The sequence below is a fragment of the Catellatospora tritici genome (assembly GCF_019083965.1).
In the GTDB taxonomy this organism is placed as follows: domain Bacteria; phylum Actinomycetota; class Actinomycetes; order Mycobacteriales; family Micromonosporaceae; genus Catellatospora; species Catellatospora tritici.
This window is the reverse complement of the sequence record NZ_JAHRCY010000002.1, coordinates 408,856-433,703: the sequence shown is the minus strand read 5'-3', so window position 1 is coordinate 433,703 and position 24,848 is coordinate 408,856. Positions and strand designations below refer to the sequence as shown.

Here is a 24,848-nt window from a genome sequence, read left to right as displayed (position 1 = left end):
CCACGCTTGAATCACCGAGACGAACGCCAGCGCCAGAGGAGGCCGACATGGAACGCGAGATGGTGCCGCCGCCGGTGCGGGAACCGGCGGAACAGGCCGACCTCGACGCGGTACGCGCACAGCTGGGTCGGCCCACGCGGGGCACGGCGATGGTGGCGCACCGGTGCCCGTGCGGCAAGCCCGACGTGGTGGAGACGGTGCCCCGGCTGCCCGACGGCACCCCGTTCCCGACGCTGTTCTACCTGACCTGCCCACGCGCGACCGCGGAGTGCAGCAGGCTGGAGTCGTCGGGCCTGATGCGCGAGATGAACGACCAGCTGCGCAACGACCCGCAGCTGCGCGCCGACTACCTGCGCGCGCACGAGGACTACCTGGCCCGGCGCGAGGCGGTCGGCCACGTGGCCGAGATCGAGGGCGTGTCGGCCGGGGGCATGCCCGACCGGGTCAAGTGCCTGCACGTGCACCTGGGGCACGCGTTGGCAGTCGGCCCGGGGGTGAACCCGTTCGGCGACGAGGTGATCGCGCTGGTCGAGCCGTGGTGGACGGCCGGTTCCTGCGTCGAGACAGAGTGAGGGGGCAGGCCGCGTTGGGTGAGATCGAGGTCCGCAAGGCGCGTACCGCCGACGTGCGCGGCGTCCGACGGCTGATCGACACGTACAGCGGGGAGCGGCGGCTGCTGAGCAAGGCGACCGTCGCGATCTACGAGGACGTGCAGGAGTTCCGGGTGGCGGTGCGCGACGACGGCACCGTGGTCGGCTGCGGCGCGCTGCACGTGCTCTGGGAGGACCTGGCCGAGATCCGCACGGTGGCCGTGGACTCGTCGTGCCGGGGGCAGCGCATCGGCCACCGCATCGTGGGGGCGCTGCTGGACGATGCCCGCGAGCTGGGCGTACGCCGCATCTTCGTGCTGACGTTCGAGACCGGGTTCTTCGGCTCGTTCGGCTTCGCCGAGATCGACGGCGCCCCGGTGCCGCCCCCGGTGTACGAGCAGCTGCTGCGCTCGTACGACGAGGGTGTCGCGGAGTTCCTGGGCCTGGAGCGGGTCAAGCCGAACACCCTGGGTAACACCCGCATGCTCGTCCACCTGTGAGCGACCTTGGCGTTGAGAAAGGACCCTTCCTCGCGGGCGGTAGGGTGGGCGGCGTGGGGAACGCTGTCGCCGCCATCGATTGCGGCACCAATTCGATCCGTCTGCTGATCACCGAGAACGGCCGCGACCTCGAACGCGAGATGCACGTCGTCCGGCTCGGCGCGGGCGTCGACCGTACCGGCCGCCTCGACCCGGCCGCGATCGAACGTACCCGGGTCGCGCTGGCCGAGTATGTCGAGCTGATCGCGCGCCACGGTGTGGACCGGGTGCGCATGGTGGCCACCAGCGCCACCCGCGACTCGGCCAACGCCGCCGACTTCCACGAGATGGTGCGGACCACGCTGGGCCACCCGGCCGAGGTGATCAGCGGTGACGAGGAGGCCGCGCTGTCGTTCCGGGGCGCGGTCGACGGGCTGCCCGACGGCGGCGAGCGCCTGGTCATCGACATCGGCGGCGGGTCGACCGAGTTCGTCCGGGGCGGCCGTGAGGTGGGCGCCGCGATCAGCATGGACATCGGTTCGGTCCGGATGACCGAGCGTCACCTGCACTCCGATCCGCCGACCGCCGCCGAGTTGGCCGCGGCGACCGCCGACATCGACGCGGCGGTGACCCGCGCGCTGGCGGTCGTCGGTGCCGAACCGGCCACGCTGGTCGGGGTCGCGGGCACGGTGACCACGGTGGCGGGGATCGCGCTGGAGCTGGACTCGTACCGGCCGGAGCTCACCCACCACACGGTCGTGCCGCTGGCCGCCGTCGAGGAGATCGCCGAGCGGCTGGCCGGGCTGGACCATGCCGGGCGAGCCGCGATCAGGGCGATCCACCCGGGCCGGGTCGACGTGATCACGGCCGGGACGCTGATCCTGCGGCAGATCATGCGGCGTACCGGCAGCGCCGAGCTGGTGGTGTCGGAGCACGACATCCTCGACGGCATCGCCACGTCGCTGATCGAACCGAAGTAAGCACAGCTCAAGACGTCGTCGCGGGCGTGGCGGCGAGACCTCGTTGCACTACTGTGCATAGGACAGTACTGTCTATCGCGTGGATACCACGCAACTCCTGAAGGGAGTGCTCGACCTCGCCGTGCTCGCGGTCCTGCGCGAGGACGACGCCTACGGGTACGACATCCTCCGCCGCCTGCGCACCGCCGGGCTGTCCGAGATCGGCGACGCGTCCGTCTACGGCACCCTGCGCCGCCTGTTCGCCGCGGGCTACCTCACCACCTACGTGGTGCCGTCCGAAGAGGGACCGCACCGCAAGTACTACGCGCTCAATCCGGCCGGCCGGGCCCAGCTCAAGCAGGGCGGCGAGGTCTGGCGCGAGTTCGCGTCCACCATGGAGTCGCTGCTACGGGAGCCGGCATGACCATCGAACAGGCTGACCTCGACAGATACGTCACCGCGGTCGGTGCGGCCCTGGCCGACCTGCCCGAGCAGGCGCGCGAGGAACTGCTGGAGGACCTGCCCGCGCACCTGGCCGAGGTGGCCGCCGAGATCGAGGCGGAGGGCAGTGGCGGCACCCTGGCCGACCGGCTGGGCACCCCGGGGGCGTACGCCGCGGAGCTGCGCGCCTCGCTGGGCCACACGGGGGGTCCCGGCCGGGTGGGGCTGCGTACGGCCCAGTGGACCGCGCGCTGGCGGCGCCGCGTCGACGCGCTCGACCGCAGGGTCGGACCGCTGATCGGGTACGAGCGCGCGGGCGAGTTCCTGCGCTCGCTGCGCCCGGCCTGGTGGGCGCTGCGCGGCTGGCTGCTCGCCGTCTTCATCGCGCAGCTGTCGGACGGGTTCCGGTTCGGCCTCGTGCCACGCGTGGGCGGCAACCTCGTCGTCGGCGTGCTCCTGCTGGCGGGGTGCGTGATCGCCTCGATCTGGGTCGGCCGCAACGGCCGCCCGCAGCGGCGTCCGCTACGCCTGGCGTTGCTGGCCGCGTCGCTGGGCCTGGCCATGTTCGGGGTCGTCTACTACGGCGTCGCCGACGACGAGCTCAGCGACCGCGACTACGCGCCCATGGCCGACCTGTACAACCCGTACTCCCACATCCGTGACGTCTGGGCGGTCGGCCCGGACGGTCAGGTCATCCCCGGGGTGCGCCTGATCGACCAGAACGGCGACCCGGTGCTGCTCGGATCCTGCGCGCAGATGAGGGCGAATCCGGACAACGTCTACCGGTACTCCACCGGCGAGTTCGACGTCTACACCAACCAGCCGGTGGACGCGTACGCCGACGACTACACCCGGCTCGCCTGGCGGGTCAACTACCCGGTCTGCGACGGCGGCTCGGTGCCGGCGGTGGCCTGGCTGCCGGGGCAGCCGCAGCCGCTGCCGTGGGCGAAGCCGTCCGTGACGCCGCAGCCCACCCCGCCCGCGCCGTCGGCCTCGGCCAGCCCTCTCGGCACGCCGACACCCGGACCCTCGGTGACACGCTGAGCGACCGGACGCGAGCGGGGCGTGGCAATACGCCCTGCTCGCGTCCCATGTGCTGGGCGAACGGGCGACCGGGAATTCCGGTTTTCCTATGCCGTACAGCAAACGCTAAGGTGTGCCGGTCTCCGCGCCTGCGTGAGAACTCTTCGCCTGCGGGGGCCCACGTGCGCCAGCGGGCGCACCCCTCGGAGGAAACCACATGAGCGAGCAGGACAACCCCGCCCAGCAGCCCCCGGCTGCCGAGCCCCCGGCCTACCAGGCGCCGGTGCCCGCCGCCGGCGAGGGCTTCGACCCGGCCGCCCCGGTCCCGGCCGTCCCCCCGGTCGCGGAGGAGCCCAAGAAGGGCGGCAAGATCGCCGGCATCCTGGGTGCCATCGTGGTCATCGCCATCGTGATCGTCTGCAAGTTCGGCGCGGGCTGGGGCCTCAGCAGCCTGTGGGACAACATCACCGGTGCCGTGCAGACCGCCGACGTCGGCGACTGCATCAACGAGTACGGCAGCGACGTCGACGACGCCAAGGTCGTGGACTGCGCCGACCCGGAGGCGGCCAACAAGGTCGTCGGCATCGTGGAGGACAAGTACACCAGCAGCGCGTTCAACGCGATCGACAACCCCTGCACCGACTTCCCCGACGCCCGGAACGCGATCTGGGTCGGCGACACCGGCACGGGCGACGTCTGGTGCCTCACGCCCATCAAGTGACGCTGCTCACCTGAGGTTTGTTACACGGCGGTGTGGCGAGTTACGGCGATAAGTCGTAACTTTCGCCACGCCGCCGTTGTCTTCCCCGGTACCGTCCGGTGTGGTTGGCTACCCCGAACGCCACGACTGTGCGACCAGCCAATGACGACTGACCGACAGGAGGACGACCGATGGGTGAAATGGTGAACTTCCCCAGCAACGGGGGTACGAGCGAGGGGTACCTCGCGTTGCCCAAGGAGGGCAGCGGGCCTGCGGTCATCGTGATCCAGGAGTGGTGGGGCCTGGTCCCGCACATCGTCTCGCTGGCCGACCGCTTCGCCGCGGCCGGGTTCGTGGCGCTCGCGCCCGACCTCTACCACGGCGTACAGACCACCGAGCCCGACGAGGCGCTGCGGTTGATGATGGGCCTGGCCATGGATCAGGCCGCCCGGGACATCGCGGGCGCGGCCGACTACCTGTCCCAGCGCCCGGATACGACCGGGGGCATCGGCGTCGTGGGCTTCTGCATGGGCGGCAGCCTGGCCCTGTGGTCCGGCACGGTCAGCGACAAGATCACTACGGCGGTCGGCTTCTACCCGGCCCTGCCGTGGGAGCGCATGGCGCCGCAGTGGGGCAACTACGCGGGCAAGACCGCGATGATCCACTGCAGCGAGGAGGACGGCACGTCCGCCGCGCCGGGCATCAAGACCGCCCAGGCGGCGATCGAGGCCGCGGGCGGCACCTGCATCGTGTACGACTACCCCGGCACCCGACACGCCTTCGTCAACGACGACCGGCCCGAGGTGTTCAACGCCCACGCCACGTCGAGCGCCTGGGCCCGTACCGTCGAACTGCTGCGCAACCCGCGGTGACCGCGGCCGAGCTGGCCGCGCTCGACGCACAGATCTCCGCCTGCCGGGCCTGCCCCCGGCTCGTGGCCTGGCGGGAGGAGGTCGCCGCGGTCAAACGGGCGGCCTTCCGCGACCAGGAATACTGGGGCCGCCCGGTGCCCGGCTTCGGCCCCGCCGACGCCCGCATCCTGGTGCTCGGGCTGGCCCCGGCCGCGCACGGTGGCAACCGCACCGGCCGCATCTTCACCGGCGACCGCAGCGGCGACGTGCTGTTCGCCGCGATGCACCGCACCGGCCTGGCCAACCAGCCCACCAGCGTCTCCCGGGACGACGGCCTCACCCTGCGCCACGTGCGCATCGCCGCCGCCGTCCGCTGCGCACCGCCGGACAACAAGCCCACCCCGGTCGAGCGGGACACCTGCGCGCCCTGGCTACATCGCGAGGTCACGCTGCTGCGGCCGACACTACGGGTGGTGATCGCGCTCGGCGCGTTCGCGTGGAGCGCGTGGTGGCCTACGCTGTCCACGGTGTACGGCGTGCGCCCGCCGGTGCCGCGCCCGGCCTTCGGGCATGGCGCGCTGTTCCGGCCGGGTGACACCGCCGGGGCAGTCCCGGCGCTGCTCGGGTCGTACCACGTCAGCCAGCAGAACACCTTTACCGGGCGGCTCACACCCGCCATGCTGGACGACGTGTTGCGGCAGGCCCGGGAGCTGGCCGGGCTCGACTGACCGAGCGCCGGCCGACACCGAAGACGTTCGCACGAGCGGGGAACCATGGAAGCACTGCGTCGCTGGTGGCCACTACTGGCCGTGGCCGCGCTGCTCACGGTGGCGGCGGCGGCCGCCTCCGTCTCCGTGCTGCCGATCGGTCCGGCGACCGACGGGCCGCAGGCACAGCCGGTCGTCTCCGCCACGGCTTCACCCAGCCCGAGCCCGCCTGCCCCGTCGCCGTCGGCGTCGCAACAGGCCGTGGCCGAGAGTGGCTCCGGCTGGCTGGGCCTGGCCGCGGTCGGGGTGCTGCTGGCCATCGGCGTCGTGGTGCTGGTCGTGCTGCTCGGCGCGGCGGCCCGGTCGACCACCAGGTTCCGGCGTCGCGCCATCCGGGAACGTCCCGCCGTCAAGCTGGCGCAGGCCACCGCGGAGGCCGAGGTGATGGCCGCGCTCGACGCCGGTCTGCTCGACCTCGACGACGACGCCGCCGACCCCCGTACCGCCGTGATCGCCTGCTGGGTCCGGCTGGAGCAGGCGGCCGCGGCCGCGGGCGTGGCCCGGCTGCCCGGCGACACCGCCACCGACCTGGTGGTGCGGATGCTTACCGGCCGCCGCCTCAGCTCCGACGTGCTCAACGGCTTCGCCGACGTGTATCGGCGGGCCCGCTTCGCGACCCACCGCGTCGACGCGGGCATGCGGGAGCAGGCCCGCTCGTCCCTGCGCCGCCTGCGCGCCGAACTCGCCGAATCCGGGCAGGGGGTGGTGGCATGACCGACGACGGCTCCTCCATCGAGGATCTGCTCGGCCTCGGGCGCGAGCCCGCACCGGAGCGGCCGGAGCGCCCCGCCCGGCCCCGGTCCGTACGCTGGCTGACCCTGATCGGGTTCGCGCTGGCCTGGACTGCGGCCGGCTGGCTCGCGCTGCAGGCGCTCAGCCTGGCCATGCCGCTGCCGCTGCTGTTCGCCGTCGCGGTGACCATCGTGGCGGTGTGGCGGATGGCCCGCACCCTGAAGGCGCCGCTGCCGTCGCGCCAGGCCGGGCGCCACAGCTACGACGAGGACGCGCCCGCCGTTGACGACGGGATCCGGCTGGCGGTGATGCGCTGGGCGACGATCCTGGAATGGGGCCACGCCGACGGCGCCCGCTACCAGCGCCGGGTGCACGCCCGCCTGGCCGAGCTCGTGGACGAGCGGCTGCGCCAGCGGCACGGGGTCAGCCGCGTCACCGAACCCGACCGCGCGCGTAGGCTGCTCGGCGACCAGCTCTGGACGTTCCTGACGGTGCCGTCCAAGCGGCTGCCCAGCCCCCGCGAACTCGATGTGATCGTCACTGCGTTGGAGAGACTGTGAGCATGCAACCGATTCCCGCCGGCGAGGTGGGTCGCCTCGCCCAGCAGGTGCTCGACCGCGTCGGCACCGTGATGGTGGGCAAGCGCGACTCGCTGGAGCTGGTGCTGGCCGGCATCCTGGCCGGTGGCCACGTGCTGCTGGAGGACCTGCCGGGTCTGGGTAAGACCCTGACCGCGCGCACCTTCGCCCAGGCCCTCGGCCTGGACTTCCGCCGCCTGCAGTTCACCCCGGACCTGCTGCCCGCCGACGTCACCGGCTCATTCCTGTATGACCAGCGCAGCCACGACTTCACCTTCCGCGCCGGACCGGTCTTCACCAACCTGCTGCTTGCCGACGAGATCAACCGCACCCCGCCCAAGACCCAGGCGGCGCTGCTGGAGGCGATGCAGGAGAAGCAGGTCTCGGTCGAGGGCGTGACCTACCGGCTGGAGGCGCCGTTCCACGTGCTCGCCACCGCCAACCCGATCGAGTACGAGGGCACCTACCCGCTGCCCGAGGCCCAGCTCGACCGCTTCATGCTGCGCGTCTCCTTCGGCTACCCGGAGGCCGACGAGGAGCTGAACGTGCTGCGTCGACGCATGTCGCGCCGCCGCGAGGAGGCCGTGGTCGAGCCGGTGGTCGACGCCAAGACGCTGCTGCGTATGCAGGCCGGGGTCGAGGAGATCGAGGTCGAGGACTCGATCTGCCGATACCTGATCGCGCTGACCGCCGCCACCCGCGAACACCCGGCGGTGCTGGTCGGCTCGTCACCGCGCGGCTCGCTGGCGCTGCTGCTGCTGTCCCGGGCCAAGGCGGCGCTGGCCGGACGCGACTATGTGATCCCCGAGGACGTCAAGGCGGTGGCGCTGCCCGCGCTGGCGCACCGGATCACGCTGCGGCCGGAGATGTGGCTCAAGCGCATCGACCCGGTCGCGGTGGTGGCCGAGGTGCTGTCCGCGACGCCCGCGCCGGTCAGCGGCGCGCTGCCCAGCCACGCCGGGAACCTGGGCCAGCAGCGGCCCACGCCCGCCCGTGCCAGCCGCCTGCTGAGCAGCCTCGACGACGACGACCTGGAACCGTTCCGGCCGACCGGGCAGCGGGGCTGACATGCGGCCGGGAGCCCCCGAAACCGGCGACCCGGGTGACAGCGTGCCGCGCCACGACGACTGGGTGCCCACCCGGGCGCTCGGCCGCGCCGTGCTGGTCACCGGGGCGCTGCTGGTCGCGGCGGTGCTGCTGGGCCGGACCGACCTGATCGTGCTGGCCCTGCCGCTGGCGCTCAGCGTCGCGTTCGCGCTGGCCAAGCGCCCGCGTGACCTGCCCGGCCTGCGTCTGTCGACGGTGGAGTCGTTCCCGGTCGAGGGCGGCGAGCTGGGCGCCACCGCCGAGGTGGACAACCGCGACGTCACCGGCTACGACCTGACCGTGGTACGCGTGCAGCACTCGCCCTGGCTGCGCCTGGACGACACCGGCGCGCAGGGACGCCACGCGGGCGGCAGCCGCCCCTACGTGACGCTGGTGCCGCGCGGAGTGGCCGCCGCGATCGAGCTCGCCGGGCCCGCCATCCGCTGGGGGCGGCACTCCCTCGGCCCCGCCTCGGCGTACGCCGTCGCCGCCGACGGGCTGCTGGTCAGCCGGGCCGTGGTGACCGGGGCACTGGGTGTGAAGGTGTACCCGTTGACCGACCCGTTCAAGGCCGCCGAGGCCATGCCGCGCGCGGCCGGGCTGGTCGGCCAGCACCGCTCGCGGCGGCCCGGCGAGGGCGGCGAGCTGGCCGGGGTGCGTCAGTTCGGCCCCGGCGACCGGCTGCGCCGGATCGACTGGCGGGTGTCGCTGCGTACCGAGCGGCTGCACGTGGCGGCGACGCTGTCCGACCGTGACGCCGAGGTCGTGGTGCTGCTCGACCTGCTCGCAGACGCGGGCCGCTCCGGCGGCGTCGACGGCACCGCCTCGGTGCTGGACCGCACCGTCCGCGCCGCCGCGGCCATCGCCGAGCATTACCTGCACCGCGGCGACCGCGTCTCCGTCCTGGAGTACGGCGCCGCCGCGCGTCGCCTACGTGCGGCCAGCGGCCGCCGCCAGTACCTGACCGTGCTGGAGTGGCTGCTCGACGCCCACCCCAGCCCCACCGCGCAGGAGCGCGGCGGCGCCCAGCTCGCCGCGGGCATCTCCGCGGCCGCGCTGGTCGTGGTGCTCACGCCGCTGCTGGACGCGCGCTCGGCGGCCATGCTGGCCGGCCTGGCCCGGTCGGGCCGTTTCGTCGTCGCGGTGGACACGCTGCCCGGCGACCTGGCCGTGCCCGCCACCAACAACTGGGGCGAGGTCGCGTACCGGCTGTGGCGGGCCGAGCGGGAGAACACCATCGGGCAGCTGCGCGAGCACGGCGTGCCCGTGGTCGCCTGGGCCGGCGCAGGCAGCCTCGACGTGGTGCTGCGCGACGTGTCCCGGCTGGCCGCGGCACCGAAGGCGGCCCTGCGATGACGACAGCCGCGATGACGAGGTACGTGAGGACACGATGAAGCAGCTCACGGAGCGGTTACGGGCGATCGGCCGGATCACCGGCGGGCCGCTGCTGGTGCGTACGGCCGTGTTCGTCGCGGCGTTCGTCGGGCTGGTCGTCGCGGCTCCCGCGGGAACGCTGCAGTCCCGGCTGCTCGCCGGGCTGCTGGTGGCGGCGGTGCTGCCCGCGCTCGCCCCGCGCTCGATCGCGGTCATCGGGGTGATGGTGGCGATGATCGGGCTGTGGCTGGTCGACACCATGGCGTTCGGGGCGCCGGTGACGCTGACCCGGCTGCTCGCGCTGGCCGTGGCGCTGTATCTGACGCACACCGCGGCGGCGCTGGCGGCGGTCCTGCCGTACGACGCGATCGTGGACAGCCAGGTGATCATCCGGTGGGCCGCGCGGGCGGTACTGCTCGTCACGGTCTCCGGCGGTCTCACCGTCGCGCTGGCCGAACTGCTCCCCGGCCACCACATCGCCGCCCCGAACGTGGCCCTCGTGCTCGGCCTGGCCGCCACTGCCCTCATCATCGGCCTGCTCACCCAACTCGCCCGCCGCCCCTGACTCCAGGCTGAGCAGAGCGCGAGCTCACTTCAGGGCGACCACCGACCGGCTGCCATCGGCGCCCGCCGGAGGCGGGCCAGGATTGCGGTCGGGACGGAAGCCCGCGGCGGCGGGCGCCAGTGACGCAGGTCGCTGTTGGGGATCACAGGTTTCTCAGCTGATTGTCAGGCTCGCCCGGCGGTAGCGTGAAATACGTGAAGCCACTGCGGATTCTGGTGGTGGGCGCGGGCCACGTAGGCCTATACGCCGCCCTCCGCCTGTCCAGGAAACTGCGCGCGACCGAGGCTGAGGTGGTCGTCGTCGACCCGCAGCCGCACATGACCTACCAGCCGTTCCTGCCCGAGGCGGCGGCCGGCAACATCTCCCCGCGGCACACGGTGGTGCCGCTACGCCGGGAACTGCGCCACTGCACCGTGGTCCAGGGGGCGGTGACGAAGGTCGAGCACGCCCGCAAGGTCGTGACGGTGCAGCCGGTGGTGGGGCCGTCCCGCGAGATCCCGTACGACCACATCCTGGTCGCGCCCGGCAGCGTCTCGCGGACCCTGCCCATCCCGGGTCTGCGCGAGCACGCGGTCGGCTTCAAGACCATCGGCGAGGCGATCTGGCTGCGCAACCACGTGCTGGAGTGCCTGGACATCGCGGCGGCGACGACCGACCCGGAGACGCGCAAACGGGCGCTGACGTTCGTGGTGATCGGTGCGGGCTTCGCCGGGGTCGAGGCGCTGGGCGAGATGGAGGACATGGCCCGCGACGCGCTGCGCTACTACCCGGAGCTCAAGGCCGACGAGATGCACTGGGTGCTGGTCGAGGCGACGCAGCGGGTGCTGCCCGAGGTCGGGCCGCAGATGGGGGCGTACACGGTCGAGGCGCTGCTCAAGCGCAACATGGACCTGCGCCTCGGTACGCGGCTGGAGTCGTGCGTCGACGGCGTGGTGAAGCTGTCCGACGGGGACTCGTTCGGGGCGGACACCATCGTCTGGACCGCGGGCGTGAAGGCGCACCCGATGGTGGCGGCGACGGACTTCCCGCGCAACGCCCAGGGCAAGATCGTCTGTGACGCGACGCTGCGGGTGGTCGAGGACGGGCAGGTCGTCGAGGGTGCGTGGAGCGCGGGCGACTGCGCGGCCGTGCCGGACCTGACCGCGGCGGCGGGGGAGCTGTGCTCGCCCAGCGCCCAGCACGCGGTGCGGCAGGCCACGCGGCTGGCCGACAACCTGGTCGCGACGCTGCGCGGCAAGCCGGTCAAGGAGTACCGCCACAAGCACGTCGGCTCGGTGGCCAGCCTCGGCCTGCACAAGGGCGTGGCGCACGTGTACGGCATCAAGGCCAAGGGCCTGCCCGCGTGGTTCATGCACCGCACGTACCACATGAGCCGAATCCCGTCGTTCAACCGCAAGGTGCGCGTGGTGGTGGACTGGACCCTGGCCCTGTTCCTCAAGCGCGAGGTGGTCTCGCTGGGCGCCCTACACCAGCCCATGGACCCCTTCGCCCAGGTCACCGCCCCCACCAAGCAGGACTGACCGAGCTGCTGGCGGCCGCCTCCGCGGCCGCGGGCTTCCGTCCCGGAAGCCGATGGCAGCTGAGCTGCTGGCGGCCGCCTCCGCGGCCGCGGGCTTCCGTCCCGGAAGCCGATGGCAGCCGCGCGTCGCTGCATCGCTGCGCGATGTCACGCTCCTTTGCGGCAACCATCGGCGGACGGAAGCCGGGGGCTGCTCACTACTTGCGGGGCCAGACGATTGCGGCAACCATCGGCGGACGGAAGCCGGGGGCTGCTCACCACTTGCGGGGCCAGACGATGACGTCGGCGACGGGGGTGCCAGGGCCCAGCAGCTGCTCCAGCGTCAGTTTCAGCTCGGCGTAGCGCGGGTGCGGCGTGAGCACCACGCAGGCGGCGTCCCAGCGGGTCAGGTCCTTGCGGGCGTCGAGCCGGTGGTCGTCGTTGATCTTCGGGACGATGCCGGTACGGATGACCTCCGACAGCACCCACGAGGTGGGCAGCTTGCCGATGCCCATGGTCGCGTGCCCGTTCTTGCCGTGCGGCCCGATGAAGAACCCCTCCGGCAGCGCGAACGCGGTCTGCGCCGCGGTGGCGTTGCGCATCGGCTCGGGCTTCTCCGGCGTCGGCAGCGGCACGGTCACGATGGTCTGGCCCTCGGCCGCGCACTGGCGCCACAGGCCCTGGGCGAAGAACGGCGACACCGGCGCGCGATCGGTGGTCGGCAGCGGCGTCGGCACCAGCGGCAGCAGTGCCGCGCCGACCAGCACCGGCACCGCGATCCGCACCGGCCGCCCCGTCGACTCCCGCGCCTGCTCCAGCGCGCGCACCAGCAGGATCGCCACCAGCGGGATGGCGGCCAGCGCGAAGCGCATCGGCAGCGCGCCGTCGACCACCGGCAGCTTCAGCAGCAGCCAGAACGGGCCGGGCACGCCGGTACGGTGACCGGCGACGACCAGTTCGGGGCCGAGCGACAGCAGACTCATCACCAGCGCGGCGATGCCGCAGGCCAGCGCGATGGCGTCGCGGCGCAGCCACCACACCAGCGCCACCACCAGGATCAGCAGCGGCCAGCCGAGGAAGGTGTTGTACTCGGCCGGGCCGGTGGTCAGCGCCGCCGCCGAATCGTCGCCCGCCAGCGACAGCGGTGAGAACGCGGCGAACCCGGCCAGGTCGGCCGAGAAGTAGTGCGGGCTGAAGACGCCGTCGGAGACCGACTGCGGGCCCTTGAACTGCATCCACAGGGGGTATGCCAGCAGCACCACCGCCGTGCCGACGGCCACCGCCAGCCCGGCCGCGAACCGGCCCAGGTCCCGCAGCGGCGGGCGGGTGCGCACCGCATACGCCGCGGTGAAGACCGTCAGGGTGATCGCGGTGAGGAACAGGGTCTCCTCGCCGATGAACAACTGCAGGGCCACCAGCACGCCGAACAGCACCCCGAAGCCGACCATGCGCCGCCCGGACGGCACCGGCTGCCGGGCCGACCGGGCCAGTTCGACCACGCACCACAGCATCAGCGGGATGAGGAACTGCGCCGTCATGTGCAGGTGGCTGTTGGACTGCGAGACCATGCCGGGGGCGAACCCGCAGAAGGCGGCGCCGACGCCCGCGGCCAGCGGCCCGGCGCGCAGGGTGCGGCGCAGGAAGACGTACCAGGAGATGGCGGTCAGGGCCAGGTTGAACGCGATCAGCAGCGAGAACGTGGTGGCGGCGCCGTAGTGGGCGGTGATCGGGGCGAACAGGCCGCCCAGCGCGATGACGGTGGTGTTGGCCAGCAGGTTCACCCCGTACGGGGCGTTGAGGCGGTCGCTGACCAGGGAGAAGTCGCCGCTCCACAGGGTGGTGTCGTGGGCCAGGAACCACTCGTAGAGGATCTGGTCGGGCGGGTTGAGGGCCAGCGTGCGGGTGTCCGGGTCGGGCCACAGGCCGAAGGTGAGCCAAGCCGCGAGGGCGACGTACGCCACACCGATCGCGACGTCCAGCAGCACGCGCCGCCGCCGGCCGGTTCCGGGGGTGGCCGACGGCGACTCGGCGCCCCGCAGTTCGGGCGGGGCGGAGCTCTTTGTCGATCCCAGGGCGGGCGCGGTGCTCGTCACGCGCTTGACCCTAGCGCTTCACCGGTCCGAACACCTCCGCTGATCCGTGGGGCACGGGGTGATGTGCCGCATTGCCGGATCGCAGGTGCCCCACGACGGGTCGAACAGCTAACGTGACAGGGCACAGCACACGCGGTGCCGGCCCGGGTGGTGGAACGGCAGACACGGTTGCCTTAAAAGCGACTGCCGAAAGGCGTGCGGGTTCGAGTCCCGCCCCGGGCACCAGGTCGACGACCAGCTCGTCGCTGTGCCTTTTGCCGGTTGTGACGCGGGAACGCCGAAGCCGATCTTCAGCCTGAAAGTCGGACTTTCCCGGATGCGCTGATCCGCTACGCTGACGCCACCATCCACGGAGGAGGCGAGGAAGCGCAGTGAAGAGTTCCAATCCGGTCCTCAGCCGGATCGGTGCCGCGGCGCAGCAGCCCCGGTACACGGTGCCGGGCCAGGGCGTGCCGACCAGCTATACCCCGGGCGGCTACCCCGAGGTGGTGCAGACCGGCCACGCCGACGTGATGACCCTCGACGACGTGGTGGTCAAGACCATCACGCTGGTGAGTCTTACCGCCGTGTCCGCCGCGGCCGCCTGGATCCTCGTGCCATTCGAGGCGCTGCTGCCGGTCTGGGCCGGGGCGGCGATCGTGGGCTTCATCATGGGTCTGATCATCTCGTTCGCGCAGGTGACCAATCCCCTGGTGGTGTGCGGCTACGCGGTCGTCCAGGGCGTGGTCCTGGGTGCGCTGAGCAGGGCATACAACTACTTCTTCGACGGCATCGTGCTGCAGGCGGTCATCGCCACGCTTGGCGTCTTCCTGCTCATGGCGGTGCTCTACCGCACCAAGGTCATCCGGGCCACGCCGAAGTTCATGCGCGTCGTCATCGGCGCGGTGATGGGCGTGGTCGCGGTCATGGTGGTCAACCTCGTGATCACCCTGGTCACGGGCTCGGCCACGCCGCTGCGTGACGGCAGCCCCATCGCCATCGGCTTCAGCCTGGTCTGCATCCTGCTGGCCGCGCTGATGTTCGTGGTCAACTTCAAGCAGATCGAGGACGGCATCGCCGCCGGGCTGCCCCGCAAGTACGGCTGGCTCGGTGCGTTCGGCCTGCTCGTCGAACTGATCTGGATGTACGTCGAGATCCTCCGCCTGCTGTCGTACCTGCAGGAAGACTAGTCCGACCGATAGGTCATGGACCGACACGCCGCCGCGGGCACCAGCCCGCGGCGGCGTCGTGTGTTCCGGGGCGGCACAATCCACTGCGTGAGCACCGAGCAGCTGAGGCGAGCGGCCGATCTCCTCGCCAACCAGGTCGGCCACTGGACGCCCGCCCGCTGGGCGGGCCGGGGTGAGTCGATGCACCTGCTGGTGCAGCGGGTCGCCGATCAGGCCGCCGACGCGAGCGGTACGCCGCGCCGGACGGTGCCGCGTCTGCCCGATCCGGCGCTGGCCGACCAGTTGCGGGTCGTCGTCGGCGAGCTGATCTCGCTGACCCCAGCGCCCGAGATCCTGGCCCAGACCACTGCCGAGATCGCCGCCCTCCGCCGCGACCTGGACGCCTGACCCGTCCCCGGGGGCCGATCAGGATCGTGACCGTCCCCCGGGACCGATCAAGATCGCGCAAGTTGCCTGGCAATCGGGGGTATGAGGACCCCTCTTTCGCCCCATTGCCAGGCAACTTGCGCGATCTTGGGCCCGTCCCACGGCCCGGACCCGGCCCGTCCCACGGCCCGGACCCGGCCCGTCCCACGGCCCGGACCCGGCCCGTCCCACGGCCCGGACCCGGCCCGTCTGGGGGCGGGGCAGCGTGCGGGTGGGGGGTTGGGGTGTCAGCTGAGGCGTTCGATGACCATGGCCATGCCCTGGCCGCCGCCGACGCACATGGTCTCCAGGCCGATCGACTTGTCGTGCCACTGCAGCGCGTTGATCAGGGTGCCGGTGATGCGGGCGCCGGTCATGCCGAACGGGTGGCCGACCGCGATCGCGCCGCCCATCGTGTTCAGCTTCTCCAGCGGCAGCCCCAGCTGCTGGTACGACGGGATGACCTGCGCCGCGAACGCCTCGTTGATCTCGCACAGGTCCACGTCGTCGATGGTCATGCCCGCCCGGCGCAGCGCCTGCCGACTGGCCTCGACCGGGCCGATGCCCATGATCTCGGGGCTCATCGCGGTGACGCCGGTGGACAGGATCCGCGCCAGCGGGGTCAGCCCCAGTTCGCGCGCCTTGGCGCCGCTCATGATCACAACCGCGGCGGCGCCGTCGTTGAGCGGGCAGCAGTTGCCCGCGGTGATTCGGCCGTCGGGGCGGAACACCGGCTTGAGCGAGGCGGTGCCCTCCAGCGTGATGCCGGGGCGCGGGCCGTCGTCGGTGCTGACCACGGTGCCGTCCGGAGTGGTCACCGGGGTGATCTCCCGGGCCCAGAAGCCGTCCTTGATCGCCTGCTCGGCGAGGTTCTGCGACCGGACGCCGAACGCGTCCATCTCCTCGCGGCTGACCCCGTGCAGTTGGGCCAGGTTCTCCGCGGTTTGCCCCATGGTCAGGTAGATGTCGGGCAGTTCGCCGTCGGAGCGCGGGTCGTGCCAGGTCGGCGCGCCCGCCTCGGCGCGGCGGGCGGAGCGGGCCTGGGCCGCCTCGAAACGCGGGTTGTTCCACGCTCCGCCCACGGCGGCCGCGGCGTCCGGGGGCAGCCAGTCGGAGTTCCCGCGGGCGTACCGCGACACCATCTCGACACCGGCCGAGATGAACACGTCGCCCTCGCCCGCCTTGATCGCGTGGAACGCCATCCGGGTGGTCTGCAGCGACGACGCGCAGTACCGGGTGACGGTGGCGGCGGGCAGCGAGTCCAGTCCGAGCAGGGTGGCGACCACCTTGCCCATGTTGAAGCCCTGCTCGCCACCGGGCAGGCCGCAGCCCAGGTAGAGGTCGTCGATCAGGGTCGGGTCGAGCCCGGGGACCTTGTCGAGGGCGGCCTGGATGATGGTGGCGGCGAGGTCGTCGGCGCGCAGGTCGCGCAGCGAACCCTTGCCGGCCCGGCCGATCGGAGACCGGGCGGTGGCGACGATGACAGCATCTGACATGAACGAACGTTAACTCACGAGTAACTTAGCCCGCCAGGGCGGAGTGACCAGATCCTCAGCGCGGCAGCGGGATGCTCAGCACGGCCGCGCTCAGCACGGCCGCGCAGGGTGCTCGTGCGGTATGCGCAGGAATGCTCAGGGCAGCCGCGGGGTCACCCCGGCGGCGTGCGCCACCGCGGGCAGCAGCGCGTACGCCCAGACCCGGTACCCGTCCGCGGAGGGGTGGTAGCGGTCGGCCGACAGCGTGTTCGGATCGGCCCGGAACACCGGCCCCGTCTCCAGGGCGAGGTCCACCACAGCGCCTCCGGCCGCGTGCACCGCGCGCACCTGCGCCCGCGACACCCGGCGGCCCAGCCAGCCCACCACCTGCCGCAGCGGCGGGGCGATGGCCCGCGCCGCGCCCAGGTCCGGGCAGGTGCCCACGACCACCTCGACGCCCGACTCGCGCAGTCGCCGCACCGCCGCCCCCAGGTACGCCGCCGCGTCCGACGGCCGCCGCAGCGTGATCGCGTCGTTGCCGCCGACCAGGATCACCGCGACGTCCGGGCGGTCGCCGAGCAGGCACCGGGCCACCTGGGTGGCCAGGTCGGACGAGCGGGAACCGGCCACGCCGACGCTGGACAGGCCCACCTGACGGGCCGCGCCCCGCCGGGGACCGTGCCCCGGCTCGCCGCTCTCACCCGCCGCGAGCAGCGTCGCGAGCTGGCCGCCGACGGTGTCCACCACCCGGTCGACGCCCACGCCGAGCGCGGCGGAGTCGCCCAGCATCACCAGCCGCAGCGGCGGCAGGGTCTCCCCGCCCACGGTCGTGCGCAGCGCCAGGCCGAGCTCGGGCTTGGCATAGCGGCGGGTGCGGGCGATGACCGCCTCGGCGGCCAGCAACGCCGCGCCCCCGACCGTCCCCGCAATCAACGTGATCGCGGCGGCCTTGCCGAGCTTGCGCGCCATCGAACTCATGCCGGAACTCCGCTCCGCGTGCTCATGCCGAAACCTCGCTCATGCCTGTGCCTCGCTGACATCCGTCCGCTCCGTGCCCGCGGTCCAGGTCGCCTCCGCGGGGCGGACCACTTCCCACACCCGGCGGCGCAGCTGCGCCCACCGGCCGGCCGGGCCCCGGTCGCGACCCTCCACGCGTACGCCGGACACCTCGGTGCCGGCGTGGCGTGCCGCCTCGACCGCGGCCTGTGGCAGCGACCGTACCCCGTCCGCGGCAATCTTCGCGCGCTCTTGGGACGCCTGCGGGCCCGATGGCGTGCGCAGCGCCGCGACCACCGTCGGCAGCAGCACCGACGCGGCCAGCGCGTAGCCCTCGGCGGACGGGTGGAACCGGTCGCGGGCGAACATCCGGTGCGGCTGCGCCGAGAAGGTCGGCCCGAGCAGGTCGCCCAGCGAGACGGTACGCCCGCCCGCCTCGACCACGGCCACCGTCTGCGCCGCCGCCAGCTGACGGCTCCACGAGCGCGCCACCCAGCGCAGCGGCGCCCGAATCGGCTGCACCGCGCCCAGGTCGGGACAGGTGCCCACGACGACCTCGGCGCCGAGTTCGCGCAGGCGCCGGACCGAGTCGGCCAGGTGCTTCACGGCCAGGGTCGTGCCCGCCCGGTGGGTGATGTCGTTGGCGCCGATCAGGATCACGGCCAGGTCGGGGCGCAGCTCCAGCGCCTCCTCCACCTGCGGCAGCATGCTCATCGAGGTCGAGCCGACCACGGCCAGGCTGTGCAGCAGGACCGGCCGCCCCAGCCGACGCGACAGCCCGGTGGCGATCAGCGCCGCCGGGGTCTGCCGGGCCCGCAGCGCGCCCAGCCCGGCCGCCGAGGAGTCGCCGAGCATGACCATCCGCACCGGTTCGCCGCCCTGGCGGCCGCCGTACAGGCCGTCCGAGCGGGGCGGGGGAGCGATGGCCAGCGGAATCGTGCGTCGGGCGGCTTCGGCCTGCCCGAGCATCACCCCGACCGTGGCCAGGCCCAGCGCGGTCAACGCGCCGCCGCCCCACATCGCGATCCGAGCGGCCCGCCTGCGGCGCTCCATCGGTGTCTCTCGACGGCGACGACGTGCCGCGAGGGGCGTCGGCGAAGTAATCTCGCTCATAGCCAACCCGCTTCGCGCGGTGCCGATGAGGGCATCGGCGTCTGGCGGTGCCGCACCGGGCGGCAGGCTCGCTCGCAACGCTTCATAGGCAAGAAGGTAGCGCTCTTCGGTAGCGCGCGGATGGAGGCGAGATGGGACGCACATTGCGTCGTACCGCGGCGTTCACAGCGCTGTGGAAAGCGCTGGTCACCGGATCGGGCAGCAACGCGAGCCTGGGGCAGCGGATGGGTGCGATGCCCCGGATGCTGGCGGCCACGCTGCGCGGCCGGTATGACGGCTTCGGTCGGCTGATGCTGATCACGGCCGCCACGGCGTACGTGGTTTCGCCCGTGGACATCGTTCCCGAGGCGTTTCTGCTGGTTTTCGGTCTGGTCGACGACATGATCGTAGTCGGCTGGATCGCCGGAGCGCTGCTGAGCGAGACCGACCGCTTCCTGGCCTGGGAGGGTTCGATTCCGCCGAAGTCCGGCCAGGCTTCCACGGCGCGGCCGCAGCAGACGTCACCGGCCACGGTCATCGAGGGGGAGGTCGCCTGAACCCCGAGGGGTGCTGCCGGCTTTAGGCTTGACCAATGCGTTACTACGAGAACGTGGTCGACCTGATCGGCAACACCCCCCTGGTCAGGCTGCGGAACGTCACCGATGGCGCCAGTCCGACCGTGCTGGCGAAGGTCGAATATCTGAACCCGGGCGGCTCGGTCAAGGACCGCATCGCCGTACGGATGGTCGAGGCGGCCGAGCGCGAGGGCCTACTCCGACCGGGCGGCACCATCGTCGAGCCGACCAGCGGCAACACCGGTGTCGGCCTGGCCCTGGTGGCCCAGCTCAAGGGCTACAAGTGCGTCTTCGTCTGCCCCGACAAGGTCAGCGAGGACAAGCAGAACGTCATGCGGGCGTACGGTGCGGAGGTCGTGGTCTGCCCGACCGCGGTCGCGCCGGAGGACCCGCGCTCCTACTACAACGTCTCCGACCGCCTCGCCCGGGAGATCCCGGGCGCCTGGAAGCCCGACCAGTACAGCAACCCGAACAACCCGCGCTCGCACTACGAGGACACCGGGCCGGAGCTCTGGGACCAGACCGAGGGCCGGATCACACACTTCGTGGCCGGGGTCGGCACCGGCGGCACGGTCAGCGGCATCGGCCGCTACCTCAAGGAGGTCTCCCAGGGCCGCGTGAAGATCATCGGCGCGGACCCGGAGGGCTCGGTCTACTCCGGCGGCACCGGGCGGCCGTACCTGGTCGAGGGCGTCGGCGAGGACTTCTGGCCGCAGACCTACGACCGCGACGTCTGCGACGAGATCATTGAGGTGACCGACAAGGAGTCGTTCGCGATGACCCGGCGGCTGGCCCGCGAGGAGGGTCTGCTGGTCGGCGGCTCGTGCGGGATGGCCGCGGTGGCGGCGATGAAGGTCGCCGCGGCGGCCGGGCCCGACGACGTCGTGGTGGTGCTGCTGCCCGACGGCGGCCGTGGCTACCTGTCGAAGATCTTCAACGACGGCTGGATGGCCCGCTACGGGTTCCTGCGCACTGGCGAGTCCGGGGTCACCGTCGGCGACGTGCTGGCGGCGAAGATGTCGGCCAAGGCGGGCATGCCCGAGCTGATCCACGTGCACCCGACCGAGACGGTCCGCGACGCCATCGACATCATGCGCGAGTACGGCGTCTCGCAGCTGCCCGTGCTCAAGGCCGAACCGCCGGTGGTCACCGGCGAGGTGGCGGGCTCGATCGCGGAGAAGGACCTGATGGACGCCCTGTTCACCGGGGCCGCCGCGCTGCACGACCCGCTCGACCGGCACATCGGGCCCGCCCTGCCCATGATCGGTGGCGGCCAGCCGGTGTCCGAGATCGTCGCGATGCTGGAGAAGTCCGACGCCGCGATGGTGCTGGTCGACGGCAAGCCGCGCGGCGTGCTGACCCGCCAGGACCTGCTCACCCAGCTCGGCTGAGTCCGTCGGTTCGGTCCCGCCGGGTGTGGCGGGACCGAACCGGTGGCGCAGAAGGGTTACTGTGCGGGGGTGCGTGCCGCCGTCGCAGCGGTTCTGAGCGTGGTGATCGGACTGGCGCCCTCCCCGAGGCCGTCCGGCGGGGACTTCGCGCACTCGACCAAGCTGACCGGGTGCGTGGCGACCGTGCAGCCGACCGGTCCCGCCGGAGAGCCGCTGTCCGCGCCGTACCAGCCGGGCACGCGCGCGGTGGTCCGGCTGGTCGGCGGCGAGACCAATGTGCTGTGGCTGACCGCCGCCGACCTGAACCAGATCGAGGAACTGACCTTCGAGCCCAACCCCTCGTTCGGGGCGCCGCTGCTGGTCAACGTGGACACCCGCGGGGTGGGCTTCGACTTCGCCTGGACCGTGCCCCGGCTGCCGTCGCTGCCGGCGCCCAACCGCGACCTGCTGTGGCACTTCCCCGACGCGATCCGGATCACCCTCAGCGCCCCGGTCCCGAACGGGCTGCTCTTCGCGCCCCGCGCCGAGGTGATCGACACCTCCGCCTCCCCGTCGCCGGTCCCGCCACCGGCCGCACAGGTGGTGCCCGCGCCCGGCAGCCAGCCCAACGCCCACGTCGTGCCGAGCCCGTCGATGGAACGGGCGGTCAACGCCCGCGTCGTGGCGAGTCCGACCGCGGAACGGGCGGTCAACGTCCGCGTCGTGGCGAGTCCGACCCCGAGCTCGACGGCGGGTGCCTCACCAAGCCCGAGCGCCGCCCCGTCGGCGTCGCCGAGCCCCAGCCCGAGTCCGTCCCGCAGTCCCAGCCCGTCGCCGAGTGCGATCCCGGCGACCCAGCGGTATCCGTACCCCCTCGATCTGATCTGCGACCGCAGCCCGCGGCCCACGCCGCCGGGCGCCGCCGCGACCGCGCCGGAGCCCGGCGAGGGTGCCGCCGCGACCGTGTCGCCCGCCTCGGGCGAGGCCCGGATGCTGGCGCTGGCATCACAGCCAGTGACCTGGTTCGGAATAGCCCTGCTGCTGGTCGGGCTGGCCCTGCTGATCGGTGTCGTCGCTGCTAGAGCGGTACGTCGCTGATTCGGATGACCGCGTCCGCGGGCAATCGCACAGTCTGTGCGACGCGTCTGCTTGCCCCGCAGTTTTACTAAGCGTACGGAAGCGGCACCGCTACCGAAGGAAGTGGGAACGTGGTCACCGTCGACCATGCACCGTCCGCCGACACCGAACCGACCGAGATAGCCGACCGGCTGCTGTGGCGCGACGCGCAGCAGATCCTCGGCAGACACGACCGACCCGACGAAGACGATCACTGCAACTGGTGCGGTCAGCAGTGGCCGTGCCCGCCGCGACGGTTGGCAGAGCGCGCGCAAGCCGCGGCCAGCCGGCACTGGCGGGAGGCCTGGACCGTACGGCACGACCTGAACGGGCTGCGTTCGCTGCCCGGCTGGCGTGCCGACCTGGGCGAACGAAGTGGCTCCGACCGGCGCGACGCCACCACCGGCACCGGTGGCACGCGCGGCGGCTACTTCGACTAGCCGAGGTCACTTCGACCAGCCAACACAGGGTGTTCCGCCCGGCCGGCCGTCCCCCGGCGCGGGCCGCGCGGACACCCAACCCCGCGGCGCCGCCACCGCGCTCCGCCAGCGCCGGCGTGCCGCGTCGCACCTGTACGGCCGACAGCGGGTCGACAAGCCTCCGTCGACCCGGCGCCTCCGGCCAGGCGTCCGTTCGGGCCGTACCGGTGTCGAGTGGGCGAGGGTACGTGACAGTCCGGTCCCCGCAGTCCGGTCACGTACCCTCGCCCCTGTCTTTGGGGGAGGACCGCGCTACGGCGAGTATTTCCAGATCAGCAGCAGGTAGACGCCGCAGTAGGTGGACGCGGCCGCCAGGGTCAGCACCACCACCGCCATCCTGGCGGGCCTGGTCCGGGCCAGCGCCGTGGCCACCGGCAGCAGCAGCGCGAACGCGGGCAGCAGGAACCGGGCCTTGGCGTTGAAGTAGCCCGCGCCGCCCAGCGTGATCAGCAGGATCAGCCCGCTGAACAGCAGCAGCTGCCACGGCTGCCGGTCGATGATCGAGATCGCGAACAGCGCGACGGCCACCACCAGCACCAGCGACACCAGGTACGTGTCCAGCGAGCTGTTCTCCTTGAGGAGCTTGGCCACGGTCTTGGCGGTGTAGACGCCGCCGTCCCAGCGCGAGCCCCAGCCTTCGTCCTGGATGCGGAACCAGCCGTCCAGGCGCCCCGTGCGCTGGGCGACCCACAGCACGTACCCGAGCCAGCCCAGCGGCGCCAGCGCCAGGGCGACCCACGGCCGCCACGACCGGCCCCTGGTCCGGATCACCGCGAGCAGCGCGGCCAGGCCCACCACCGGGATCAGCGCCAGCGCGGTCGGTCGGGTGAGTCCGGCCAGCAGTGTCAGCACACCCGCGGCCACCCAGCGCTCGCGCAGCACCGCGTACAGGGCCCAGGCCACGAACGCGGTGAAGATCGCCTCGGTGTACGCCATCGACTCGACGATCGCGTGCGGCAGCAGCCCCCACACCAGCGCCAGCAGCACGCCGGTGCGGCGGTCGTGCAGGTGGGCGCCGACCGCGAACACGCCCCAGGCCGCCGCCAGCGCCGCCAGCCAGCTCACCAGGACGGCCACCGTGTCGACCGGTAGCGGCAGCACCGCGTGCACCCCGCGCACCAGCATCGGGTACAGCGGGAAGAAGGCCATGTCGTTCTTGGCCAGCGGCTCGGCCCCGGCGTAGCCCTCGGTGATGATCCGCAGGTAGAACCCGGCGTCGGTACGGTGCCCGAGGATCTGCCAGCCGTCGCGCCCCGACAACCGCGCGACGGTCAGGAAGACGCCCACGCCGACCGCGCGGGCCACCACGTACGCCACCAGCGCGGGCCACGCCGCCAGGAACGACTGCTTCAGCCGAGACAGCGGCGCGCCGCCCGCGGCGGGGACGGCACCGGCGGGCGCGGCGCCCGGCTGGCTGAGGGAAGACACAGGTCGGCTCCGATCGACGGTGCGGCTGGCCGGTGCGAATCTTAGGCCGGATGCTCAGCGGCGCGCGGGCAGGGTGATCCTGCTCAATTCCCGCGCCACCACGATCTCGCCGTCGAAGTGCTCGGCCGCCTCCTGCCCGAACACGTCGGCGTCCGGGTGCCGCTGCGAGAAGTGGGTCAGCACCAGCGTGCGTACGCCCGCCTCGGCCGCGATCCGGGCCGCCTGGGCGGCGGTGAGGTGCCCCGCCTCGGCGGCCAGCTCCGCCTCCGACTCCAGGAACGTCGACTCGATCACCAGCAGGTCGGCCCCGGCGGCCAGGTCGAGCGCGGCCTGGCACCGGCCGGTGTCCATCACGAACGCCATCACCTGCCCCGGCTTCGGCTCGCTGGCCTGGTCCAGGGTGACCCGGCGACCGTCGACCTCGACCGCGCCCTCGCGCAGCAGCACGCCCACGTCCGGCCCGCGTACGCCCAGCGCCGCCAGCCGCTCGGGCAGCATCCGGCGCCCGTCCGGCTCGACCAGCCGGTAGCCGTACGACTCGACGGAGTGGTTCAGGCGCCGCGCCGACAGGGTGCCGAAGCGGCCGGTGGCGACCACGCCGCCGTCGCCGATGACCGGCTGCTCCACCAGTTTCGCCTGGTCGTGGAACCAGCTCGCGTGCCGCAGCCGCCGCCAGAACAGCGTGCCCGAGGCGGGGAAGTGCACCGGCACCTCGTGCGGCACCCGATCCAGTGACAGCCGCTGCACGATGCCGGGCAGGCCCAGGCAGTGGTCACCGTGGAAGTGGGTGACGCAGATGCGGGTGATGTCGCTCGCCGCCGCCCCGGCCAGCAGCAGCTGGCGCTGGGCGCCCTCGCCCGGGTCGAACAGGATGCCCTCGTCGTCCCAGCGCAGCAGGTAGCCGTTGTGCGCACGGTGGCGGGTGGGCACCTGGCTGGAGGTACCGAGCACGATCAACTCTCGGGTCACCGCCGTAGCCTACGACCGCCGCCGGAATCGGCTCGGAG

At 72.6% G+C, this 24,848-nt stretch carries 26 protein-coding genes and 1 tRNA gene; 21 read left to right on the top strand and 6 right to left on the bottom strand.

Annotation, left to right across the window (positions count from 1 at the left end; all coding sequences use genetic code 11):
• Window positions 1-47: 47 nt before the first annotated feature.
• The 14 genes from KUA19_RS05810 to KUA19_RS05745 all read left to right on the top strand — a co-directional run bounded on the left by KUA19_RS05810 (window position 48) and on the right by KUA19_RS05745 (window position 11,665).
• A complete protein-coding gene (locus KUA19_RS05810) occupies window positions 48-572 on the top strand; it encodes a DUF501 domain-containing protein (protein ID WP_217395055.1) in 525 nt (174 codons plus the stop codon).
• On the top strand, window positions 569-1,090 hold the full coding sequence (locus KUA19_RS05805) for an amino-acid N-acetyltransferase (RefSeq protein WP_372451768.1): 522 nt from the start codon (window positions 569-571) through the stop codon (window positions 1,088-1,090). The genes KUA19_RS05810 and KUA19_RS05805 overlap by 4 nt, the downstream gene beginning before the upstream one ends.
• A 53-nt stretch (window positions 1,091-1,143) precedes the next feature.
• The gene (locus tag KUA19_RS05800) at window positions 1,144-2,049 is read left to right on the top strand and encodes a Ppx/GppA phosphatase family protein (RefSeq protein ID WP_308167344.1); all 906 of its coding nucleotides are present in this window, start codon (window positions 1,144-1,146) and stop codon (window positions 2,047-2,049) included.
• Window positions 2,050-2,128: 79 nt separating this feature from the next.
• A complete protein-coding gene (locus KUA19_RS05795) occupies window positions 2,129-2,452 on the top strand; it encodes a PadR family transcriptional regulator (protein ID WP_217395053.1) in 324 nt (107 codons plus the stop codon).
• Window positions 2,449-3,513: a hypothetical protein gene (locus KUA19_RS05790; protein ID WP_217395052.1), complete on the top strand. Its 1,065-nt coding sequence runs from the start codon at window positions 2,449-2,451 to the stop codon at window positions 3,511-3,513. Before KUA19_RS05795 ends, KUA19_RS05790 begins: the two co-directional genes overlap by 4 nt.
• Before the next feature lie 196 nt (window positions 3,514-3,709).
• Entirely contained in the window at window positions 3,710-4,213 is a 504-nt protein-coding gene (locus KUA19_RS05785; protein WP_217395051.1) for an LppU/SCO3897 family protein, read from the top strand.
• Window positions 4,214-4,383: 170 nt separating this feature from the next.
• Entirely contained in the window at window positions 4,384-5,064 is a 681-nt protein-coding gene (locus KUA19_RS05780) for a dienelactone hydrolase family protein (protein ID WP_217395050.1), read from the top strand.
• The gene (locus tag KUA19_RS05775) at window positions 5,025-5,771 is read left to right on the top strand and encodes a uracil-DNA glycosylase (protein ID WP_217395357.1); all 747 of its coding nucleotides are present in this window, start codon (window positions 5,025-5,027) and stop codon (window positions 5,769-5,771) included. The genes KUA19_RS05780 and KUA19_RS05775 overlap by 40 nt, the downstream gene beginning before the upstream one ends.
• Window positions 5,772-5,816: 45 nt before the next feature.
• Window positions 5,817-6,524 (top strand): DUF4129 domain-containing protein, encoded by a 708-nt coding sequence (locus KUA19_RS05770; protein WP_217395049.1) that lies wholly within the window; start codon window positions 5,817-5,819, stop codon window positions 6,522-6,524.
• On the top strand, window positions 6,521-7,102 hold the full coding sequence (locus tag KUA19_RS05765; protein WP_217395048.1) for a hypothetical protein: 582 nt from the start codon (window positions 6,521-6,523) through the stop codon (window positions 7,100-7,102). The genes KUA19_RS05770 and KUA19_RS05765 overlap by 4 nt, the downstream gene beginning before the upstream one ends.
• A 2-nt stretch (window positions 7,103-7,104) precedes the next feature.
• Window positions 7,105-8,187 (top strand): AAA family ATPase, encoded by a 1,083-nt coding sequence (locus KUA19_RS05760; protein ID WP_217395047.1) that lies wholly within the window; start codon window positions 7,105-7,107, stop codon window positions 8,185-8,187.
• 1 nt (window position 8,188) lies between these two features.
• On the top strand, window positions 8,189-9,562 hold the full coding sequence (locus KUA19_RS05755) for a DUF58 domain-containing protein (RefSeq protein ID WP_217395046.1): 1,374 nt from the start codon (window positions 8,189-8,191) through the stop codon (window positions 9,560-9,562).
• Window positions 9,563-9,596: 34 nt separating this feature from the next.
• A complete protein-coding gene (locus KUA19_RS05750) occupies window positions 9,597-10,145 on the top strand; it encodes a hypothetical protein (protein ID WP_217395045.1) in 549 nt (182 codons plus the stop codon).
• Window positions 10,146-10,339: 194 nt separating this feature from the next.
• Window positions 10,340-11,665, top strand: a complete 1,326-nt coding sequence (locus tag KUA19_RS05745; RefSeq protein ID WP_217395044.1) for an NAD(P)/FAD-dependent oxidoreductase — start codon at window positions 10,340-10,342, stop codon at window positions 11,663-11,665.
• A 253-nt stretch (window positions 11,666-11,918) separates the two neighbouring features.
• On the opposite strand, the gene KUA19_RS05740 is transcribed toward KUA19_RS05745, so the two are convergent.
• A complete protein-coding gene (locus KUA19_RS05740; RefSeq protein WP_308167343.1) occupies window positions 11,919-13,736 on the bottom strand; it encodes a hypothetical protein in 1,818 nt (605 codons plus the stop codon).
• A 141-nt stretch (window positions 13,737-13,877) separates the two neighbouring features.
• Here KUA19_RS05740 and KUA19_RS05735 point away from each other — a divergent pair.
• The 3 genes from KUA19_RS05735 to KUA19_RS05725 all read left to right on the top strand — a co-directional run bounded on the left by KUA19_RS05735 (window position 13,878) and on the right by KUA19_RS05725 (window position 15,292).
• Window positions 13,878-13,961: transfer RNA gene (locus KUA19_RS05735), tRNA-Leu, on the top strand.
• Window positions 13,962-14,107: 146 nt separating this feature from the next.
• Window positions 14,108-14,905 carry a Bax inhibitor-1/YccA family protein gene (locus tag KUA19_RS05730; RefSeq protein ID WP_217395043.1) on the top strand — a complete coding sequence of 266 codons (798 nt, stop codon included), beginning with the start codon at window positions 14,108-14,110 and terminating at the stop codon, window positions 14,903-14,905.
• An 87-nt stretch (window positions 14,906-14,992) separates the two neighbouring features.
• Window positions 14,993-15,292 carry a hypothetical protein gene (locus KUA19_RS05725; protein WP_217395042.1) on the top strand — a complete coding sequence of 100 codons (300 nt, stop codon included), beginning with the start codon at window positions 14,993-14,995 and terminating at the stop codon, window positions 15,290-15,292.
• Between the two features lie 266 nt (window positions 15,293-15,558).
• Here the strand turns inward: KUA19_RS05725 and KUA19_RS05720 are convergent, their stop codons facing one another.
• From KUA19_RS05720 to KUA19_RS05710, 3 genes are all read right to left on the bottom strand, one after another.
• Entirely contained in the window at window positions 15,559-16,806 is a 1,248-nt protein-coding gene (locus KUA19_RS05720) for an acetyl-CoA C-acetyltransferase (RefSeq protein ID WP_217395041.1), read from the bottom strand.
• A 135-nt stretch (window positions 16,807-16,941) separates the two neighbouring features.
• Window positions 16,942-17,763: an SGNH/GDSL hydrolase family protein gene (locus tag KUA19_RS05715; protein WP_217395040.1), complete on the bottom strand. Its 822-nt coding sequence runs from the start codon at window positions 17,761-17,763 to the stop codon at window positions 16,942-16,944.
• Window positions 17,764-17,802: 39 nt separating this feature from the next.
• A complete protein-coding gene (locus KUA19_RS05710; protein ID WP_217395039.1) occupies window positions 17,803-18,834 on the bottom strand; it encodes an SGNH/GDSL hydrolase family protein in 1,032 nt (343 codons plus the stop codon).
• 191 nt (window positions 18,835-19,025) lie between these two features.
• On the opposite strand from KUA19_RS05710, the gene KUA19_RS05705 reads away from it, so the two are divergent.
• The 4 genes from KUA19_RS05705 (at window position 19,026) to KUA19_RS05690 (ending at window position 22,374) form a co-directional block, all read left to right on the top strand.
• Window positions 19,026-19,430 carry a YkvA family protein gene (locus KUA19_RS05705; RefSeq protein WP_217395038.1) on the top strand — a complete coding sequence of 135 codons (405 nt, stop codon included), beginning with the start codon at window positions 19,026-19,028 and terminating at the stop codon, window positions 19,428-19,430.
• A gap of 35 nt (window positions 19,431-19,465) precedes the next feature.
• Entirely contained in the window at window positions 19,466-20,839 is a 1,374-nt protein-coding gene (locus KUA19_RS05700; protein WP_217395037.1) for a cystathionine beta-synthase, read from the top strand.
• Between the two features lie 69 nt (window positions 20,840-20,908).
• Window positions 20,909-21,916: a collagen-binding domain-containing protein gene (locus tag KUA19_RS05695; RefSeq protein WP_217395036.1), complete on the top strand. Its 1,008-nt coding sequence runs from the start codon at window positions 20,909-20,911 to the stop codon at window positions 21,914-21,916.
• 110 nt (window positions 21,917-22,026) lie between these two features.
• The gene (locus tag KUA19_RS05690; RefSeq protein WP_217395035.1) at window positions 22,027-22,374 is read left to right on the top strand and encodes a hypothetical protein; all 348 of its coding nucleotides are present in this window, start codon (window positions 22,027-22,029) and stop codon (window positions 22,372-22,374) included.
• A 291-nt stretch (window positions 22,375-22,665) separates the two neighbouring features.
• Here the strand turns inward: KUA19_RS05690 and KUA19_RS05685 are convergent, their stop codons facing one another.
• Complete coding sequence (locus KUA19_RS05685) at window positions 22,666-23,841, bottom strand: putative hexosyltransferase (RefSeq protein WP_254548676.1); 1,176 nt, start codon at window positions 23,839-23,841, stop codon at window positions 22,666-22,668.
• Between the two features lie 54 nt (window positions 23,842-23,895).
• On the bottom strand, window positions 23,896-24,810 hold the full coding sequence (locus tag KUA19_RS05680; RefSeq protein WP_217395034.1) for a ribonuclease Z: 915 nt from the start codon (window positions 24,808-24,810) through the stop codon (window positions 23,896-23,898).
• Window positions 24,811-24,848 lie beyond the last annotated feature (38 nt).